The 17,241-nt window shown below is 70.7% G+C and carries 15 protein-coding genes and 1 pseudogene; 9 read left to right on the forward strand and 7 right to left on the reverse strand.

Annotated features, from left to right (window positions below):
• The first annotated feature begins 93 nt into the window (after positions 1-93).
• The 6 genes from ACIQ8J_RS16235 (at position 94) to ACIQ8J_RS16260 (ending at position 5,516) form a co-directional block, all read left to right on the forward strand.
• A complete protein-coding gene (locus ACIQ8J_RS16235; protein WP_403271365.1) occupies positions 94-1,212 on the forward strand; it encodes an MFS transporter in 1,119 nt (372 codons plus the stop codon).
• The gene (locus tag ACIQ8J_RS16240; protein ID WP_403271367.1) at positions 1,209-3,509 is read left to right on the forward strand and encodes a molybdopterin oxidoreductase family protein; all 2,301 of its coding nucleotides are present in this window, start codon (positions 1,209-1,211) and stop codon (positions 3,507-3,509) included. Before ACIQ8J_RS16235 ends, ACIQ8J_RS16240 begins: the two co-directional genes overlap by 4 nt.
• Positions 3,510-3,517: 8 nt before the next feature.
• Positions 3,518-4,120, forward strand: a complete 603-nt coding sequence (locus ACIQ8J_RS16245; protein WP_403271369.1) for a 4Fe-4S dicluster domain-containing protein — start codon at positions 3,518-3,520, stop codon at positions 4,118-4,120.
• Positions 4,117-4,785, forward strand: coding sequence for a ubiquinol-cytochrome c reductase iron-sulfur subunit (locus ACIQ8J_RS16250; protein ID WP_403271371.1), 669 nt, complete (start codon positions 4,117-4,119; stop codon positions 4,783-4,785). Before ACIQ8J_RS16245 ends, ACIQ8J_RS16250 begins: the two co-directional genes overlap by 4 nt.
• Positions 4,786-4,865: 80 nt before the next feature.
• Positions 4,866-5,267 carry a hypothetical protein gene (locus ACIQ8J_RS16255; protein ID WP_403271647.1) on the forward strand — a complete coding sequence of 134 codons (402 nt, stop codon included), beginning with the start codon at positions 4,866-4,868 and terminating at the stop codon, positions 5,265-5,267.
• A 45-nt stretch (positions 5,268-5,312) separates the two neighbouring features.
• On the forward strand, positions 5,313-5,516 hold the full coding sequence (locus tag ACIQ8J_RS16260) for a hypothetical protein (protein WP_403271373.1): 204 nt from the start codon (positions 5,313-5,315) through the stop codon (positions 5,514-5,516).
• Between the two features lie 23 nt (positions 5,517-5,539).
• On the opposite strand, the pseudogene mscL reads toward ACIQ8J_RS16260, so the two are convergent.
• The 6 genes and pseudogenes from mscL to ACIQ8J_RS16290 form a co-directional block, all read right to left on the reverse strand.
• Positions 5,540-5,989 (reverse strand): annotated as a pseudogene (gene mscL, locus ACIQ8J_RS16265) (large conductance mechanosensitive channel protein MscL); the annotation flags it as partial.
• 123 nt (positions 5,990-6,112) lie between these two features.
• Positions 6,113-6,676, reverse strand: a complete 564-nt coding sequence (locus ACIQ8J_RS16270) for a hypothetical protein (protein ID WP_403271375.1) — start codon at positions 6,674-6,676, stop codon at positions 6,113-6,115.
• Between the two features lie 226 nt (positions 6,677-6,902).
• On the reverse strand, positions 6,903-7,736 hold the full coding sequence (locus ACIQ8J_RS16275; protein ID WP_403271377.1) for an S-methyl-5'-thioadenosine phosphorylase: 834 nt from the start codon (positions 7,734-7,736) through the stop codon (positions 6,903-6,905).
• 76 nt (positions 7,737-7,812) lie between these two features.
• The gene (locus ACIQ8J_RS16280; protein WP_403271379.1) at positions 7,813-8,115 is read right to left on the reverse strand and encodes an FmdB family zinc ribbon protein; all 303 of its coding nucleotides are present in this window, start codon (positions 8,113-8,115) and stop codon (positions 7,813-7,815) included.
• A 68-nt stretch (positions 8,116-8,183) separates the two neighbouring features.
• Positions 8,184-9,455: an MFS transporter gene (locus tag ACIQ8J_RS16285; RefSeq protein WP_403271381.1), complete on the reverse strand. Its 1,272-nt coding sequence runs from the start codon at positions 9,453-9,455 to the stop codon at positions 8,184-8,186.
• A gap of 274 nt (positions 9,456-9,729) precedes the next feature.
• Positions 9,730-11,313, reverse strand: a complete 1,584-nt coding sequence (locus tag ACIQ8J_RS16290) for a potassium/proton antiporter (protein WP_403271649.1) — start codon at positions 11,311-11,313, stop codon at positions 9,730-9,732.
• 238 nt (positions 11,314-11,551) lie between these two features.
• On the opposite strand from ACIQ8J_RS16290, the gene ACIQ8J_RS16295 reads away from it, so the two are divergent.
• Positions 11,552-14,299 (forward strand): penicillin acylase family protein, encoded by a 2,748-nt coding sequence (locus ACIQ8J_RS16295; RefSeq protein ID WP_403271382.1) that lies wholly within the window; start codon positions 11,552-11,554, stop codon positions 14,297-14,299.
• A 9-nt stretch (positions 14,300-14,308) separates the two neighbouring features.
• Here the strand turns inward: ACIQ8J_RS16295 and ACIQ8J_RS16300 are convergent, their stop codons facing one another.
• Positions 14,309-14,902, reverse strand: a complete 594-nt coding sequence (locus tag ACIQ8J_RS16300) for a 5-formyltetrahydrofolate cyclo-ligase (RefSeq protein WP_403271384.1) — start codon at positions 14,900-14,902, stop codon at positions 14,309-14,311.
• Between the two features lie 92 nt (positions 14,903-14,994).
• Here ACIQ8J_RS16300 and galU point away from each other — a divergent pair, with 92 nt between their 5' ends.
• Both galU and glp read left to right on the forward strand, forming a co-directional pair.
• A complete protein-coding gene (galU, locus tag ACIQ8J_RS16305) occupies positions 14,995-15,906 on the forward strand; it encodes a UTP--glucose-1-phosphate uridylyltransferase GalU (RefSeq protein WP_403271386.1) in 912 nt (303 codons plus the stop codon).
• On the forward strand, positions 15,903-17,204 hold the full coding sequence (glp, locus tag ACIQ8J_RS16310; protein WP_403271388.1) for a gephyrin-like molybdotransferase Glp: 1,302 nt from the start codon (positions 15,903-15,905) through the stop codon (positions 17,202-17,204). The genes galU and glp overlap by 4 nt, the downstream gene beginning before the upstream one ends.
• Positions 17,205-17,241 lie beyond the last annotated feature (37 nt).

Genomic DNA, 17,241 nt, shown 5'->3' on the forward strand with positions numbered 1-17,241 from the left:
CGGAGGGTGTGCCGGGGCCTTCGGGGTGGGCTCACTCACCCTGTTGACCATTAAAACGGGTGATATTCGCCTAAATATCCCTAACGTGGCGGAGTGACCGAGCCACCCGCACCCCTCGCCGCACCACCGGACGCGTCCTTGCCGGATGCGCCGCCACCGGTGCCGGTCCTGGCCGCCGCGTCCGCCCCGCGTTCCGTGGCGCTGCGCGCGTCGCTGGCCGGCACAGCCGTCTCCCTCCTTCTCGTCCTGGCCATCGTGTTCGGCAGCCGGCTGCTCAAGGACTTCGACTCCGCGCTCCTTCCGTACGCGGTCGCCACCGTGTTTCTGGCCTTCGGTGTCGCCTACCGCTACACCGTGTGGATCTCCTCTCCCGGCGCACGCCGCCTCTTCAAGCAGGGCTGGCGCAGCCTGTTCTCGGCCGCCAACTTCCGCAAGGCACCCACCGCCCTGCCGAGGATGATCGCCACCTATCTCGGCTTCCAGAAGTTCCTCGGCGCGCGTTCGCACGCCCGCTGGGCCGCCCACCAGCTGATCTTCTGGGGCTGCATCCTGGCCGCCGCGATCACTTTCCCCCTCACCTGGGGCTGGTTCACCTTCACCGCGGTCTCCGGCGCGGGCCCCGGCTACGAGATGCGCATCTGGGGGTTCAAGGTCCTCGGCTTCGACTCGCTGAGCTTCGTCGGCTGGCTGATGTTCCACGGCCTGGACATCGCCGCCGTCCTGGTGATCCCCGGCGCCTCGTACTTCCTGTGGCGGCGGATGAGGGACCGCGGGGCCATCACCGGCCAGCGCTTCGCCTACGACCTCGTCCCGCTGATCGCGCTGATCGTCATCTCCGTGACGGGGCTCCTCCTCACCTTCTCGTCGATCTTCCTGCACGGCGGCGGCTACCAGTTCCTGGCGGTGCTGCACATGGTGGCCGTGGTGTTCACCCTCATCTACATCCCGTTCGGGAAGTTCTTCCACATCGTGCAGCGGCCCGCCGCGGTCGGCATGCAGCTCTTCAAGTACACGGGCCGCCAGGACGAGCGGGTGTTCCCCTGCAAGCGCTGCGGTGAGCCCATCGACACCGCCCCGTACGTCGAGAACCTGCAGGGCACCATGCGCGACCTGAAGCTCGGCTTCGACGCCTGGGCCGCGTACTGCCCGCGCTGCAAGCGGGTGCTGCGCGGCTCCGCATACCTCGGCCATGTCAAGAAGGGCTTCAAGTGAGCAGCCGGCCCCTCCCGCTCGACCCTTCGATCGCCCCGCCCGGCACCCGCAACTTCCGCGACGCGGGCGGCATCCCCGCCGACCAGTGGCACGCCGACCAGAACGGCGAGACCCTCGTCCCCACCCACTGCTGCTTCTGCGGAGTGCAGTGCGGCATGTATCTGCGCGTCGACAGAGCGGGCAAGGTGTTCGGGGTCGAGCCACGCAACCACGACATCAACCGGATGCGGCTGTGCCCCAAGGGCATCAACGCCTACCAGCAGGTCAACCACCCCGACCGGCTGACCGCCCCGCTGATGCGCCGCTCCCGCGACGAGCCGTTCCGCGAGGTCTCCTGGGAGGAGGCGCTGGACTTCACGGTCGCCGAGATCCGCCGCATCCAGGCCGCCCACGGCAACGACGCCTTCGGGCTGCTCGGCGGTGCGAGCCTGTTCTCCGAGAAGACGTACCTGGTCGGCAAGTTCGGCCGCGTTGCGCTGAAGACGCGGCACGTGGACTACAACGGCCGGCTGTGCATGGTCTCCGCCGCCGGTGCCAACAAACTCGCCTTCGGCATCGATAGGGCCGGCAACCCGTTCTCCGACATCCTCCTCACCGACTGCCTGCTGATCGCCGGGTCCAACGTCGGGGAGTGCTTCCCCGTCATGACCCAGTACCTGTGGGGCGCCAGGGACCGCGGCGCCAGTCTCATCGTGGTCGATCCGCGCGAGACGGCCATCGCGCGCACCGCCGACATCCACGTCGCCCTCAAACCCGGCACCGACGCGGCCTTCTTCAACGCCGTACTGAACGTCGTCATCCACGAGGGACTCGCCGACGAGCGGTTCCTCGCCGAGCACACCACCGGCTGGGACGAGGTGCGCGCCGCCGTCACCCCCTACACCCCCGAGCGGGCCGCCGACATCTGCGGCATCCCCGCCTCCCAGGTCGTCCAGGTCGCCCGGGTCTTCGCGGGCGCCCCCCGGGCGATGGCCTGGCACGCCCGGGGCATCGAGCACCACTCCCAGGGCGTCGAGAACTGCCTGACCGTCATCAACCTCTGCACGGCCACCGGCAACCTCGGCAAGCCCGGCGCCGGTTACGGCACCATCACCGGCCAGGGCAACGGCCAGGGCGGCCGGGAGCACGGCCAGAAGGCCGATCTGCTGCCCGGCGGACGGTCGATCACCAACCCGGAGCACCGGCGGCAGATCTGCGAGATCTGGGGCATCGAGGAGTCCGAACTCCCGCCCGCGGGCACCTCGATGATGGAAATGGTCTGGCAGATGCAGCGCCAGGAGATCCGCGGCCTGATCGGCATCTGCAACAACCCGTTCGTCTCCCTGCCCAACTACGGGACGGTCAAGGACGGTTACGACACTCTGGAGTTCCACGCTCAATTCGACTTCTTCCTCTCCGAGACAGCGGCCAACGCGCACGTCGTCTTCCCCGTCACCACCTGGGCCGAGGACGAGGGGGTGATGGCCAACGCCGAGGCCAGGGTGGTCAAGCACAACAAGGCACAGGAGCCACCGGGCGGGGTGCGCACCGACACCTGGGTGATGTGCCAGCTCGCCCAACGCCTGGGTGTGGGCGACAAGTTCGCCTTTCCGGGCTCGCGCGAGGTGTTCGAGGAGCTGCGGAGCGCGTCGGCCGGAACGGTCAACGACTACTACGGCATCACCTACGAGCGCCTTGAGGAGACCGGCGGTATCGCCTGGCCCTGCCCCTCCACCGACCATCCGGGCACGCCCCGCCTGTTCGAGGGCGGGAAGACCTTCCACCCGGACGGCACGGTGCACATGCAGGTCGTCGAATGGCATCCGCCGATGGACCCGTACGACGAAGAGCACCCGATGTCGCTGACCACGGGCCGCACCGTGGCGCACTTCCTGTCCGGCAACCAGACCCGCCGGCTCGGCGCGCTGGTCGAGCAGACGCCGCGCCCCTGGGTGGAGGTCCACCCCTCGCACGGCTTCCGCAACGGCGACCCGGTCCGGGTCGTCACCCGGCGCGGCAGCGAGGTCTTCCCCGCTCTGGTCACCGAGGCCATCCGTCCCGACACCGTGTTCATCCCGTACCACTGGCCCGTTCCCACGGCCGCCAACGCGCTCACCATCGACGCCCTCGACCCCCGTTCCAAGATTCCCGAGTACAAGGTGTGCGCCTGCCGCATCGAGGCCGCCGAGCGGATCGACGAGGTGCCGGCGCCGCCGACCGCTCCGGGCCGGCAGGCGTATCCGGCCACCCAGGTCTCGCGCACCGACCCCCTGCCGCCCACGTCGCCGCAGGGCCGCGGCACCGCGGAGAGGAGCTGACGCCCGCCATGATGGGCAGAACGATCTTCATCGACCCGGGCCGCTGCATCGGCTGCCAGGCCTGTGTCTCCGCCTGCCGCGAGTGCGACTCGCACCGCGGCAAGTCCATGATCCATCTCGACTATCCCGACGAGGGCCATTCCGTCGCCTCCCTTCCCACCGTCTGCATGCACTGCGAGGACCCGGTCGCGCCGTGCGCCGAGGTCTGCCCCGCCGACGCGATCCTGGTGACCGCGGACGGAGTGGTGCAGCAGGCCGACACCACCCGCTGCATCGGCTGCGCGAACTGCGTCAACGCCTGCCCCTTCGGCGTACCGAAGATCGACCTCCAGGCGAAGCTGCAGATGAAGTGCAACCTCTGCTACGACCGCACCGCCTACGGCCTCGCCCCCATGTGCGCCACGGTCTGCCCGACCGGTGCGCTGTTCTACGGAACGCTCGAAGAGCTCCAGGCCGAGCGCCCCGGTGTGCGGGTCGCCGACTCCTTCTCCTTCGGCGATGTCGTCGTCTCCACCGGCGTGGCCATGGTCGTCCCCGCCGACAAGGTCCAGTGGCCGGTGCCCGGCGGCCTCCCGATCGTCGAGGTGAACGGGAAGGACGTCAGCCGATGAGCGTCACCGACCAGCCGCCGGGCTCCGACCACGGCACCGATCCGGCCCAGGCCGCCCTCCACGACCGCATCGCCGCCGACTCCCTCACCACCCGCCGCGACTACCTCCGCATCGTCGCCACCGTCTCCGGCGGCCTCGCCGTCGGCGGGGTCGCCGTGGCCGGGGGAGTGCTGCACCGGCACGGTGACAGCGACGCCCCGCCCGACCCCAAGCGGATCGCGGCCACGCTGGCCCCCGGCGAGTCCCTCGCCTTCCGCTTCCCCGGCGACGGCGACCGCGCGGTCGCCGTCCGCCTCCAGGACGGCACCCTCGTCGGCTACTCCGCCGTCTGTACGCATCTGGCCTGCGGGGTGCTGTGGCGCGGGGACCGGGGCAGCGAGGGCGAGCTGTACTGCCCCTGCCACGAGGGGGTCTTCGACGCCCGTACCGGTGAGGTCACCGCCGGCCCGCCGCCGCGTCCGCTGCCCAGGGTGCTGCTCGTCGAGCAGGCCGACGGCAGCGTCTGGGCGGTGGCCACGGCCCGCTCCGGGGAGAGCGTCGAGGGCGCCATGTGCAGGCAGTTCGCCGACAAGCGGCCCGACATGGCGGCCCGTATGGGCTGCCCCGGAGCGAACGCCGGATCGGCCGAGAACGCCAAGGCGGCCCAGAGGAGTGGACGGACATGAGCACCGACGGACACCTCGGGGCCGGCGCCGGTGGTGGCCCTGGCCCCGACGGGCGCCCCGGCCCGCGCGCCGGCGGGCACATCGGTCCGGGGCTCGGCGGGTCCTCCGGCCCCGCCGACGGACCCGCCGTCCCCCCGCGGCCCTCGTACACCCCGGGATCCGCGCAGCCCCGGCTCAACAGGCCGGTGCAGGAGCGCTATCCGCAGATCCGCGCGACCAGCGGTTACGGCGATCCCCGGATCAGGCACACCGGGCCCGGTCCGGGCGCGGGCAGTGAGCAGGAGCCGGAGCGGTCCTCGAAGCTGACGGCCCGGCTGACTCTGGCGATCACTGTCGTCATCGGCCAGCTCTGGGGCCTGACCGTGGTGGTCGACGAGTGGATGAAGGGCAATACCGGTACCGCCTGGTGGGGCGCCGGATTCCTCGGCCTGTCGTTCCTCGTGGTCCTCGGCCTCTGGCTGCTCGACCCGAAGGACCGCTGACCGGGCCGCCGCGTACACCGCCGCCACCCGCCGTACCCTTGACGTATGAGCACCGCCCCCGCCCCCGGACCGCGCGACTGGGAACCAGCGCCCAAGGAGCAGTCCAAGCCGACGCTGATCTTCGATGATCCGCTGGACCAGCAATCCGCGGACGACACGGACCGCGGGTGGGGCGAGCGGCCCGCTTCCGCGGGCAGCGCCGCCGATCTGGCGCGCTTCCTCGACGAGAAGCCGCCTCACCACATCTGAGCCGTACGGACCGCGCAGCGCTAGCCCGCGGCGCCCGAGCCGCGCTGGGCGATCAGGACGTCGCGGATCTCCTTGAGCACCTCCAGCTCGCTGATCTCCATGGTTTCCCGCACGCCTTCCTTCGCCTTCTCGTGCGCGGCCCGCCTGGCCAGGAACTTGGCCATCGGCAGCACCATCAGGAAGTACACGACGGCGGCCGTGATGATGAAGCTGAGCACCGCGCTCAGCACCCCGCCCCACAGGATCTGGATGCCGGAGTTCGCGGTGCAGGGCCCTTTCAGGCAGGAGCTGTAGCTCTCCAGGTCCTTGGTGCCGAACGCGCCGACCAGCGGGTTGATCACGCCCTTCACGACCGAGTTCACGATGTTGGTGAACGCGGCGCCGATGACCACGGCGACGGCCAGGTCGATCACATTGCCGCGTGTCAGGAAGGCCTTGAAGCCGGCCAGTACACCTGTCTTGTCCTCGCTCACCAATGAGCCTTTCTTCGCATGTGCGGGGGGTCGGGCAAATTCCTGCGCCACCTTGGGCAGCGCACACCCGCGCTGTCCAATCCGCACACGTAAATGGGGGACTTGACCGTTCGGCCGTGCGAATCAGCACAAGGTCACCGCCAGCCGGGAGGCGCTGCCCGCGCCGGCCAGTGCCGTGGCGGTCTCGCGCGGCACGGCAAGGAGGACGAGCGCTCCCGTCTCCGCGGAGGTGTCACGCGCAGCCGGAACTCCGGTCACCCGCACGTCCGTTGCCACCCTGCGGGCCTCGCCTCCGCCGCCCGAGGGGGAGCCGGCGGCGGCGATCACATCGACCCGGTCGCCGGGGTGCAGCAGCCGTACGGTTTCGGCGTCCGCGATCCGTACCGGTGCCGACACCATCGCGGCCGGCCGCGTGGGCCCGCGCTCCGGTGGCGCGGGTGCGGCGACCGGGTGCGGACGTTCTGCGGCCTGCGGGCTGGACACGGCGAGGGCCGCGGCCGTCACGGCGAGGCCGGCCGCCATGGCGCGCCGTCGCTTGCGCAGCGTGCGCCGCAGCCGGTGCCGTCCGCCGCGCACCCGCAGGGGAGGGAAGAACGGCACCCCGCCGGGCTCCGGCGCGGGCACGGGAGGCAGGTAGGGGAGCGGGCGGGGAGCGGGGGAGTCGGGCGATGCGGGGGTCGTGGACATGGCGGTCGCTGCCGATCGTGAGGAGCGAGTGCTGCTCGGACGCTGTCCACGATCCCCCGCCCGGCGGGATCGTGCCGGGGCCTGTGGACCACCGGCCGCTTGTGGACAACTCGCTCACCCGGAAGGGGAGTTCAGCCTGGCGGTCGCCCGAAGTCAGACCCCGCCCGGACCGGCTCCGGCCGGGCCTGCCCGCCCGGACCGGCCCCGTCCAGGACCGTCCTGCCCGTCACGGCAGCTCGATGCCCAGGTCCCAGCCCTCATGCGCCCGCCCGCACAGGCAGTTGCGGTCCTCGGCCGCCGGGAGGGCGGCGACCGCGTCGAAGAGGACCTCGCGCAGGCGCGCCACGTTCTCGCCGAACACCTTCAGGACCTCCGCGTGCGAGACGCCCTCGCCGGTCTCGGCGCCCGCGTCCAGGTCGGTCACCAGGGACAACGAGGTGTAGCAGAGCCCCAGTTCGCGGGCCAGGACGGCCTCGGGGTGCCCGGTCATGCCGACCACCGACCAGCCCATCGCCGCATGCCACCGCGATTCGGCGCGGGTCGAGAAGCGCGGGCCCTCGACGACGACCATCGTGCCGCCGTCCACGGCCTCCCAGCCGCGCCCGCCCGCCGCGGTCAGCGCGGCCTTGCGGCCGTCGGGGCAGTACGGGTCGGCGAACGTGGTGTGCACGACGTTGGGGACCGTGCCGTCCGGCAGGGGCAGCCCGTCGAAGAAGGTCTGGGTGCGAGCCTTCGTACGGTCCACCAGCTGGTCCGGCACGAGGAGCGTGCCCGGCCCGTACTCCTGGCGCAGGCCGCCCACCGCGCACGGTCCGAGGACCTGGCGCACGCCGACCGAGCGCAGCGCCCACAGGTTGGCACGGTAATTGATGCGGTGCGGCGGCAAGTGGTGGCCGCGGCCGTGGCGGGGGAGGAAGGCCACCCGCCGGCCGGCGATCTCGCCGAGGAAGAGTGAGTCGCTGGGGACGCCGTAGGGAGTGTCCACCTGGACCTCGGTGACGTCCTCAAGGAACGAGTAGAAGCCCGAGCCGCCGATGACGCCGATCTCTGCGTTAGCCATGCCGGTCACATTAACCGGGGGCGCTTATGCCAGAACCCCCGCCGTCGTGACGGCGGGGGTTCTGCGCGGGTGTGGGTCAGGCGGCCGGGCTCGAGCTGGACGAGGACGAGCCGGAGCTCGACGTCGAGGCGGCCGGCTTGGAGTCCGAACCGGACGAGCCCGACGACTTCGACGTCGACGCGGGCGAGCTGCTGGACGACGCGCCGCGGCTGTCGTTGCGGTAGAAGCCGGAGCCCTTGAAGACGATGCCGACCGCCGAGAACACCTTCTTCAGGCGTCCGTCGCAGTTCGGGCACACGGTCAGGGCGTCATCGGTGAACTTCTGCACCGCCTCGAGGCCCTCGCCGCACTCGGTGCACTGGTACTGGTAGGTCGGCACTTGTCTTCCTCCTGGCACTCTCACTCATTGAGTGCTAACGACGGTCCATAGTGACGTATTCCCGGGAATCAGTCCACCGTGACGGGGACACGGTGACCCACGCCACGCGCCACGGTACGTGCCGGGGCGCGCGGGGCGAGCCGGGAGCGCAGCGCGAGCAGCGTGACCAGGGCCAGCGCCGTGCCCGCCATCGGCACCAGGAATCCGGCGGTCGAACCGTGGGCGTCGGTCAGGCGTCCCGCCACGGTGACGGCGGCGGCCTGGCCCAGCGCGACCGCGCCGGTCAGCCAGGTGAACGCCTCGGTGCGCGAGGTGGCCGGAACCAGCGATTCGACCAGCGTGTAGCCGGTGATCAGGGCGGGCGCGATGCACAGGCCGACGATCAGGCCGAGGCCGCCGAGCAGCAGCGCGGAGTGCGCCGCCCACAGGCCGGAGGCCGCCAGGGTCAGCGCCGCGTAACCGGCGATCAGCCGGGTGCGGGGCGCCGACTTCCAGGCGATGGCGCCGCAGGCGATGCCCGCCAGCATGTTTCCGGCGGCGAAGATGCCGTAGAGGACGCCGTTGATGCCGGGGTTGCCGATCTCTTCCGCGAAGGCGGTCAGCGAAACCTGCATACCGCCGAAGACCGCGCCGATGCCGAGGAAGGCCATCGCGAGGACGCGTACGCCGGGGATGGACAGGGCCGAGGTGTGCTCGGCCTGCTCGCGCTCGGCGGCGCTGCGCACCGGCGGCTGCGTGCCGCGCCGGGCCGCGAACAGGAGGCCGCCGACGAGGGTCAGCGACGCCTCGGCGATCAGACCGGCCGCCGGGTGCACGCTCGTGCACAGGGCGGTCGCGAGGACCGGGCCGATGACGAAGGTGAACTCGTCCGTCACCGACTCGAAGGCGGCGGCGGTCGCCATCAGGGGCGAGCCGTCGAGCTTGTTGGCCCAGCGGGCCCGCACCATGGGGCCGACCTGCGGCACCGAGGCACCGGTGGGCACGGCCGCGATGAACAGCGCCCACAGGGGAGCGCCGGCCAGCGCCAGCGCGGTCAGCGCCGACACGGAGGCCGCGTGCACCAGCACGCCGGGCACCAGGACCGCGCGCTGTCCGAAGCGGTCCGCGAGCTTGCCGCTCTGCGGGGCGAACAGCGCCATGGACACGCCCGTGAAGGCGGCCACGGCACCGGCGCCGCCGTAGGAGCCGGTGGTGTGCTGGACGAGCAGGAGGATGCCGATGGTGAGCATCGCGAAGGGCTGCCGGGCCGCGAAGCCGGGCAGGAGGAAGGACAGTGCGCCAGGTGTGCGCAGAAGCTGCCCGTAGCCGGGCCGCTTGTCAGAAGTGACCGTGGATGCCACGGCCCCTTGCCTTTCTGCCGCCTGGTAGCGCGCCCCATGCACGGATTTGTGGGTGCGGGCGTTGCCGAGAGCTGTCCTCTTGCGCGGATCTGCGGTAGATGCCGGGGGCTGCTGCGGGGAGCTCCCGACCGCCATACGGTCGCGCCAGCTCTGCGTCAGGCAGAGTTGGTCGATCAGTGGTGTGCCTTCATGATACAGAGGTTTGGCACTCCGTGCCTGTGATTCAGCACGGAGTGCCAACTTTCGGCCTGTGTTTATTCGGCCGCAGCGCGGCTTAATGCGTCGTTCGCCTGCGCTTCGCATTCTTTGCGGGTTCGGTCACAGTGACGCCGGTGCCCAGCCAGCCGGCCAGCTTGCCGCCCTGGCCGACCGCGCGCAGCCGGGCCTCGGCCGCGTCCCGTACCGGATCGGTCGCGACCACCAGGAGCTCGTCGCCGTGCCGCAGCACCGTCGTGGGCCCCGGTACGAAGCTCTTGCCGTCGCGTACGACCAGGGTGACGGCGGCGCCCGGCGGCAGCCTCAGCTCGTGCACCTCGACGCCGTGCATCCGCGACTTCGGCGGGATCGCCACGGACAGCAGATGGCCGCGCAGTCGCTCCAGGGGGGCCGATTCGACGCCGAGGTCGGCGGCCTCGTCGGCGTCGGAGAGCTGGAGCCTGCGGGCCAGCCACGGCAGCGTCGGCCCCTGGACCAGGGTGTAGACGACGACCAGGATGAAGACGATGTTGAAGACCTTCTCGCTGCCGTCGATCCCGGAGACCATCGGGATGGTGGCGAGGATGATGGGGACGGCGCCGCGCAGGCCCGCCCACGACATCAGGGCCTTCTCCTGCCACGGAATCCTGAACGGCAGCAGGCTGAGCAGTACTTCCAGGGGCCGGGCGACCATGGTCAGGACGAGGCCGATGATCACGGCGGGCCAGAAGTCGGCGCCCAGGTTGTGCGGGGTGACCAGGAGGCCCAGCAGGACGAACATGCCGATCTGGGCGATCCAGCCGAGCCCGTCCGCGAAGCCGCGGGTGGCGGGCCAGTGCGGCAGCTTGGCGTTGCCGAGCACCATGGAGGCCAGGTAGACGGCGAGGAAGCCGGAGCCGTGGGCCATCGCGCCGGCCGCGTAGGCGGTCACGGCGATCGCCATGACGGCGATCGGGTAGAGGCCGGAGGCGGGCAGCGCCACATGGCGCAGTCCGAACGATCCGAGCCAGCCCACCGCGAGGCCGATCGAGGCGCCGATGGCCAGCTCCAGGGCTATCTTCCCGACGAGCAGGTACCAGGAGTCCACCGGTCCGGGCGTGGAGAAGGCGACGACCAGGATGACCACGGGGGCGTCGTTGAAGCCGGACTCGGCCTCCAGGACGCCGGTGATGCGGGAGGGCAGGGGCACCTTGCGCAGCACGGAGAAGACGGCCGCGGCGTCCGTCGAGGACACCACCGCGCCGATGATGAGCGCCTGCCGCCACTCCAGGCCCACCAGGTAGTGCGCACCCGCCGCCGTGACGCCCACGCTCACGGCGACGCCGACGAGCGACAGGACCACGGCCGCCGGCAACGCGGGCCGGATCTCCTTCCACTTGGTGCCCAGACCGCCTTCGGCCAGGATCACCACCAGTGCGGCATAGCCGATCACCTGCGTCAGTTCCGCGTTGTCGAACTTGACGTTGAAGATGCCGTCCTGCCCGATGGCGATCCCGATGCCGAGATACAGGAGCAGGCTGGGGAGCCCGCTGCGGGAGGAGATGCGCACCGCCGCGACGGCGATGAGCAGGACGAGCGAGCAGATGAGCAGGAGTTCGTTGAGCTGGTGGACAGTCAGTGGCCGATCCTTCCCCTCAGACGCCGTCGGGCGCCCCCTGAAAATCGTGCATCCCGGAGCGCCGGGCGCGCATCCGGGGGAGTCCTCGGGCGCACCTGATGAAACGTTCCGCCGCCCAAGGTACTTCGTTACCTTACCTAATCTTTGACGGTTTCTTTACGCTGGGGCTCCTTTGTTCGGCGCACGGGTGCGCCAACGGAGACACCGCGTCCGGCGCTGTCAGTGGCTGCGCCTATGGTTGCTCCCAGCACTCCTGGACCACCCTGCCCCGCGAAGGACAGCGATGCCCGCCACCACAACCGCCCCTTCCGCCGCTACGACGGCCGGCAAGACGAGCCGGAAGAGGGGGCGCCGCCTGCGGCTGTTCGTGCTCGTCCTGGTGCTGGCGCTCGTCGCGGGTGTCGCCTACGGCGCGTACTGGGGAGTGAGCACCGTGCGTGCCTCCTTCCCGCAGACCACCGGCACCATCAAGCTCCCGGGGCTGGTCGGCCAGGTCGAGGTCAAGCGCGACGACTACGGCGTCCCGCAGATCTACGCGGACAGCGACGCGGACCTGTTCACGGCCCAGGGCTACGTCCAGGCGCAGGACCGCTTCTGGGAGATGGACGTCCGCCGCCACATGACGTCGGGCCGGCTCTCGGAGATGTTCGGCAGCGGCCAGGTCGACACCGACGCCTTCCTGCGCACGCTGGGCTGGCGCAAGGTCGCGCAGCAGGAGTACGACACCAAGCTGTCGCCCGCGACGAAGAAGTACCTCCAGGCGTACTCGGCGGGGGTGAACGCGTATCTGAAGGGCAAGGACGGCAAGGACATCTCCGTCGAGTACGCGGCCCTCGGCTTCACCAACGACTACACACCGGAGGCCTGGTCGCCGGTCGACTCGGTGGCCTGGCTCAAGGCGATGGCCTGGGACCTGCGCGGCAACATGCAGGAGGAGATCGACCGCTCGCTGATGACCAGCCGGCTCAGCCCCCAGCAGATCAAGGACCTGTACCCGGCGTATCCCGCCGCCCACCGCCCCATCGTGGACGAGGGCTCGTACAACAAGGCCACCGGGAAGTTCGACCCCCAGAAGCCCGCCGCGAGCGGTGACGGCGCCTCCGGCACGGCCCAGGGCGCGCTCCAGGGCATGCAGAGCCAGCTCTCCGCGCTCTCCGACACCCTCGACAAGATCCCGGCGCTGCTCGGCCCCAACGGCAGCGGGATCGGCTCCAACTCCTGGGTGGTGTCCGGCAAGTACACGACGACGGGCATGCCGCTGCTCGCCAACGACCCGCACCTCGCGCCGATGATGCCCTCGCTCTGGTACCAGATGGGCCTGCACTGCAGGACCGTCTCCAGCAGCTGCGGCTACGACGTGGCGGGCTACACCTTCTCCGGCATGCCCGGCGTGGTCATCGGCCACAACCAGGACGTCTCCTGGGGCTTCACCAACCTCGGCGCCGATGTGACCGACCTGTACCTGGAGAAGATCTCCGGCTCCAACTACCTCTACGACAACGAGGAGAAGCCGCTCGCCACGCGCGAGGAGGTCATCAAGGTGGCCGGCGGGGCCAGCAAGACCATCACCATCCGCGAGACCAACAACGGCCCGCTGGTCTCCGACCGCAACGACGAGCTGGAGAAGGTCGGCCAGAAGGCGCCCGTCAACGCGGCGGCCCCCGACCGCGGCGACGGCTACGCGGTCGCCCTGAGATGGACCGCGCTGGAAGCCGGCAAGTCCATGGACGCCGTGTTCGAACTGGACCGGGCCACCGATTTCAAGTCCTTCCGGGCCGCGGCCAAGGACTTCGAAGTCCCCTCCCAGAACCTGATCTACGCCGACACCAAGGGCAACATCGGCTACCAGGCGCCGGGGAAGATCCCGGTGCGCGCCGAGGGCGTCGACGGCACGATGCCCGCCGCCGGCTGGGACTCGAAGTACACGTGGAAGAAGTACATCCCCTTCGACGCGCTGCCCTACGAGTACAACCCCCAGCGCGGCTTCATCGTGACCGCCAACCAGGCCGTGATCGACGACAAGAAGTACCCGTTCCTGCTCACCAAGGACTGGGGATACGGCACCCGCAGCCAGCGGATCAACGACCTCATCGAGTCGAAGACCAAGGGCGGCGGGAAGATCTCCACCGAGGACATGCAGAAGATGCAGATGGACAACAGCAGCGAGATCGCCGCGCTGCTGACGCCCGCCCTGCTCAAGATCGACGTGTCGGATCCCTCCGTCCGCGAGGCCCAGAAGCTCCTTGAGGGCTGGGACTACACCCAGGAGAACGACTCGGCGGCCGCCGCCTACTTCAACGCGGTGTGGCGCAACGTCCTGAAGCTGGCGTTCGGCAACAAGCTGCCCAAGGAGCTGCGCCCCAAGGGCGAGTGCCTGTACGTGACTCCGCCGGCCGGCACCGGCCCGGTCGACGACCCCAACCAGAAGGTCATGGAGTGCGGCGAGCGCGACGGCGACTCGGCGCAGCCGGACGGCGGCGACCGCTGGTTCGAGGTCGTGCGCAAGATCTTCAACGACCAGAACAACACCTGGTGGCAGTCGCCCCAGACCCGTACGGACAAGGCGACCACCACCCGCGACCAGCTGCTGGCGCGCGCCATGAAGGACGCCCGCTGGGAGCTGACCGCCAAGCTCGGCAAGGACACCACGACCTGGACCTGGGGCCGGCTGCACCAGCTGATGCTGAAGAACCAGACCCTCGGCAAGGAGGGTCCGGGCTTCCTGCAGTACATCCTCAACCGCGGCCCGTGGAACCTGAGCGGCGGCGAGGCCGCGGTCAACGCCACCGGCTGGAACGCGGCGAGCGGTGACTACGGCGTCACCTGGGTCCCGTCGATGCGGATGGTCGTGAACCTCAAGGACTTCGACAAGTCCAAGTGGATCAACCTCACCGGCGCCTCCGGCCACGCCTACAGCGCGCACTACTCGGACCAGACCGAGAAGTGGGCCAAGGGCCAGCTCCTGGACTGGTCGTTCAGCGCGAAGGCGGTCGACGGCGCGAGCGTGGACACGCTGAAGCTCACGCCGTAGTACGGAGCTTCACGCGGTGAAGCGCGTCACCCCGTAGGGGGTGACGACAGCCTGCACGGGGTGGTCGTGCGGTTCCTCGGGGACCCGCGCGACCACCTCGTGCGCGTACAGGAGCACCACCAGGGCGGGCGCCTTCCCGCAGGCGCTGATGCGGGCGAGGACCCGGTCGTAGGAACCGCCGCCCCGGCCGAGCCGCATCCCGCGGGCGTCCACGGCGAGGCCGGGCAGCAGCACGGTGTCCGCGGCCGTCACGGCGTCGGGGCCGAGCCGCGGGCCGTCCGGTTCGAGCAGCCCGCGCCCGGCCCGCACCAGGTGGCCGGGCCCCTCGTAGGCGGCCCAGTCCAGGTCGTTGTCGGCGAGCAGCACCGGAAGCAGCACCCGTACGCCCCGGGCGCGCAGCGCGTCGATGAGGGCGCGGGTGCCCGGTTCGCGGCCCACCGAGACATACGCCGCCACCGTGCCGGCCCGCGCGAGTTCGGGCAGCGCGAGGGCCTGGTCGGCGAGCGACCCGGCCGCGGCGCGCAGGTCCTCGTCGCTCAGCTGCTTCCTGGCGTCGAGGAGGCTGCGCCGCAAGAGGGACTTTTCGGATGTCTGATCACTCACCGTGCTTCTGCAATCCCCTCAAATGCGCGAGTAAGGGCGCGAATTCACCCGAGGACAATCTTGCGCACATACGCAGCGGATAGGGTGCCCGCATGACTCAGTCGCCCCCTCGGATCACCAAGGCTGTCATCCCCGCCGCCGGGCTCGGCACCCGGTTCCTTCCGGCCACCAAGGCCACGCCGAAGGAGATGCTGCCGGTGGTGGACAAGCCGGCCATCCAGTACGTGGTGGAGGAGGCGGTGGCGGCGGGCCTGTCGGACGTGCTCATGGTCACCGGCCGCAACAAGCGCCCCCTGGAGGACCACTTCGACCGGAACTACGAGCTGGAGTCGGCGCTGACCCGCAAGGGCGACGCCGACCGGCTCGCGAAGGTGCAGGAGTCCAGCGACCTCGCGACGATGCACTACGTACGCCAGGGGGACCCGCGAGGGCTCGGGCACGCGGTGCTGTGCGCGGCCCCGCACGTCGGCAGCCAGCCCTTCGCGGTGCTCCTCGGTGACGACCTGATCGACGCCCGGGACGAGTTGCTGTCGCGGATGGTGGAGATCCAGGAACGCCAGGGCGGCAGTGTGATCGCGCTGATGGAGGTCGATCCGGAGCAGATCCACCTCTATGGCTGCGCGGCCGTCGAAACCACCGCCGAGAGTGACGTCGTACGCGTCACCGGACTCGTCGAGAAGCCCGAGGCGTCCGAGGCGCCCTCCAACCTCGCCATCATCGGCCGGTACGTCCTGGACCCGGCCGTCTTCGACGTGCTGCGCACCACCGCACCCGGCCGGGGCGGCGAGATCCAGCTCACCGACGCCCTCCAGCAGCTCGCCGTGGACGAGTCGATCGGCGGCCCGGTGCACGGCGTCGTCTTCAAGGGCCGCCGCTATGACACCGGCGATCGCGGAGACTATCTGCGCGCCATTGTCAGACTGGCGTGCGAACGTGAAGACCTGGGCCCGGACTTCAAGGCCTGGCTTCGCCGGTACGTCACCGAGGAGATGCAGACACCGTGAGCAACCCGATCTGGTCGGTGGACGAGCACCTGGACGACATCCTCGCCGCGGTCAGGCCGCTCGAACCCATCGAGCTGCAACTGCCCGACGCCCAGGGCTGCGTCCTGGTCGAGGACGTCATGGTGCCCGTCGCCCTGCCGCCCTTCGACAACAGCTCGATGGACGGCTACGCGGTGCGCACCGCCGATGTCGCGGGCGCCAGCGAGGAGTTCCCCGCGGTGCTCACCGTCATCGGCGATGTCGCGGCGGGCAGCGGCGAACTGCCCACCGTGGGCCCCGGCCAGGCCGCCCGGATCATGACCGGCGCCCCGCTGCCGCCCGGCGCCGAAGCCGTCGTCCCGGTCGAGTGGACCGACGGCGGCACCGGCCAGGGAGCCGCCACCACCATGCGCCCGGCCGGCCACGCCCCCGAAGGGGCGAGCGGCGAAGTCCGGGTGCACCGCCCCGCCGGGGCGCGCGCCCACGTCCGCGCGCGCGGCAGCGACGTCCAGGCCGGCGACCTCGCGCTGCGCGCGGGCACCGTGCTCGGCCCGCCCCAGATCGGCCTGCTCGCCGCGATCGGCCGCGGCACCGTCACCGTACGGCCGCGCCCGCGCGTGGTGGTGCTCTCCACCGGGAGCGAACTGGTCCAGCCCGGCGAGGAGTTGGGCCAGGGCCAGATCTACGACTCCAACAGCTTCGCCCTCGCGGCGGCCGCCCGGGACGCGGGGGCCATCGCCTACCGGGTCGGCGCGGTCACCGACGACGCCGCGGTGCTGCGCGACACCATCGAGGACCAGCTGATCCGCGCCGACCTCCTGGTCACCACCGGCGGGGTCAGCGTGGGAGCGTACGACGTCGTGAAGGAGGCGCTGTCCTCCGTCGGCGACGAGGACGAGCCGGGCAGCGGCATCGACTTCCGCAAGCTGAAGATGCAGCCGGGCAAGCCCCAGGGCTTCGGCTCGATCGGCCCCGACCACACCCCGCTCCTCGCGCTGCCCGGCAACCCGGTGTCGTCGTACGTCTCCTTCGAGCTGTTCGTACGCCCCGCGATCCGCACCCTGATGGGTCTCGAAGACGTGCACCGGCCCACGGCGCGCGCCGTCCTGAAGGCCGACAAGGCGCTCCCCTCGCCCGCGGACCGGCGCCAGTTCCTGCGCGGCACCTACGACGCCGGGTCGGGCACCGTCAGCCCGGTCGGCGGGACCGGATCGCATCTGATCGCCGCCCTCGCGCAGGCCGACTGCCTGATCGTGATCCCCGAGGACACCACATCGGCGGAGCCCGGCAGCGAGGTCGAAGTGGTCCTGCTCGGCTGAGTGCCAGTCGGTGGGGGTACGGTGTCTGCCCACAGAA

The sequence above is a fragment of the Streptomyces sp. NPDC094147 genome, from assembly GCF_044764265.1.
Taxonomy (GTDB): Bacteria; Actinomycetota; Actinomycetes; order Streptomycetales; family Streptomycetaceae; genus Streptomyces.

What these genes read in the sequence shown, in the direction of transcription:
- galU (WP_403271386.1), top strand. Translation starts at nt 14,995, where the DNA reads ATGACTCAGTCGCCCCCTCGGATCACCAAGGCTGTCATCCCCGCCGCC.
- ACIQ8J_RS16245 (WP_403271369.1), top strand. Translation starts at nt 3,518, where the DNA reads ATGATGGGCAGAACGATCTTCATCGACCCGGGCCGCTGCATCGGCTGC.
- ACIQ8J_RS16260 (WP_403271373.1), top strand. Translation starts at nt 5,313, where the DNA reads ATGAGCACCGCCCCCGCCCCCGGACCGCGCGACTGGGAACCAGCGCCC.
- ACIQ8J_RS16295 (WP_403271382.1), top strand. Translation starts at nt 11,552, where the DNA reads ATGCCCGCCACCACAACCGCCCCTTCCGCCGCTACGACGGCCGGCAAG.
- ACIQ8J_RS16270 (WP_403271375.1), bottom strand. Translation starts at nt 6,676, where the DNA reads ATGTCCACGACCCCCGCATCGCCCGACTCCCCCGCTCCCCGCCCGCTC.
- ACIQ8J_RS16250 (WP_403271371.1), top strand. Translation starts at nt 4,117, where the DNA reads ATGAGCGTCACCGACCAGCCGCCGGGCTCCGACCACGGCACCGATCCG.
- ACIQ8J_RS16275 (WP_403271377.1), bottom strand. Translation starts at nt 7,736, where the DNA reads ATGGCTAACGCAGAGATCGGCGTCATCGGCGGCTCGGGCTTCTACTCG.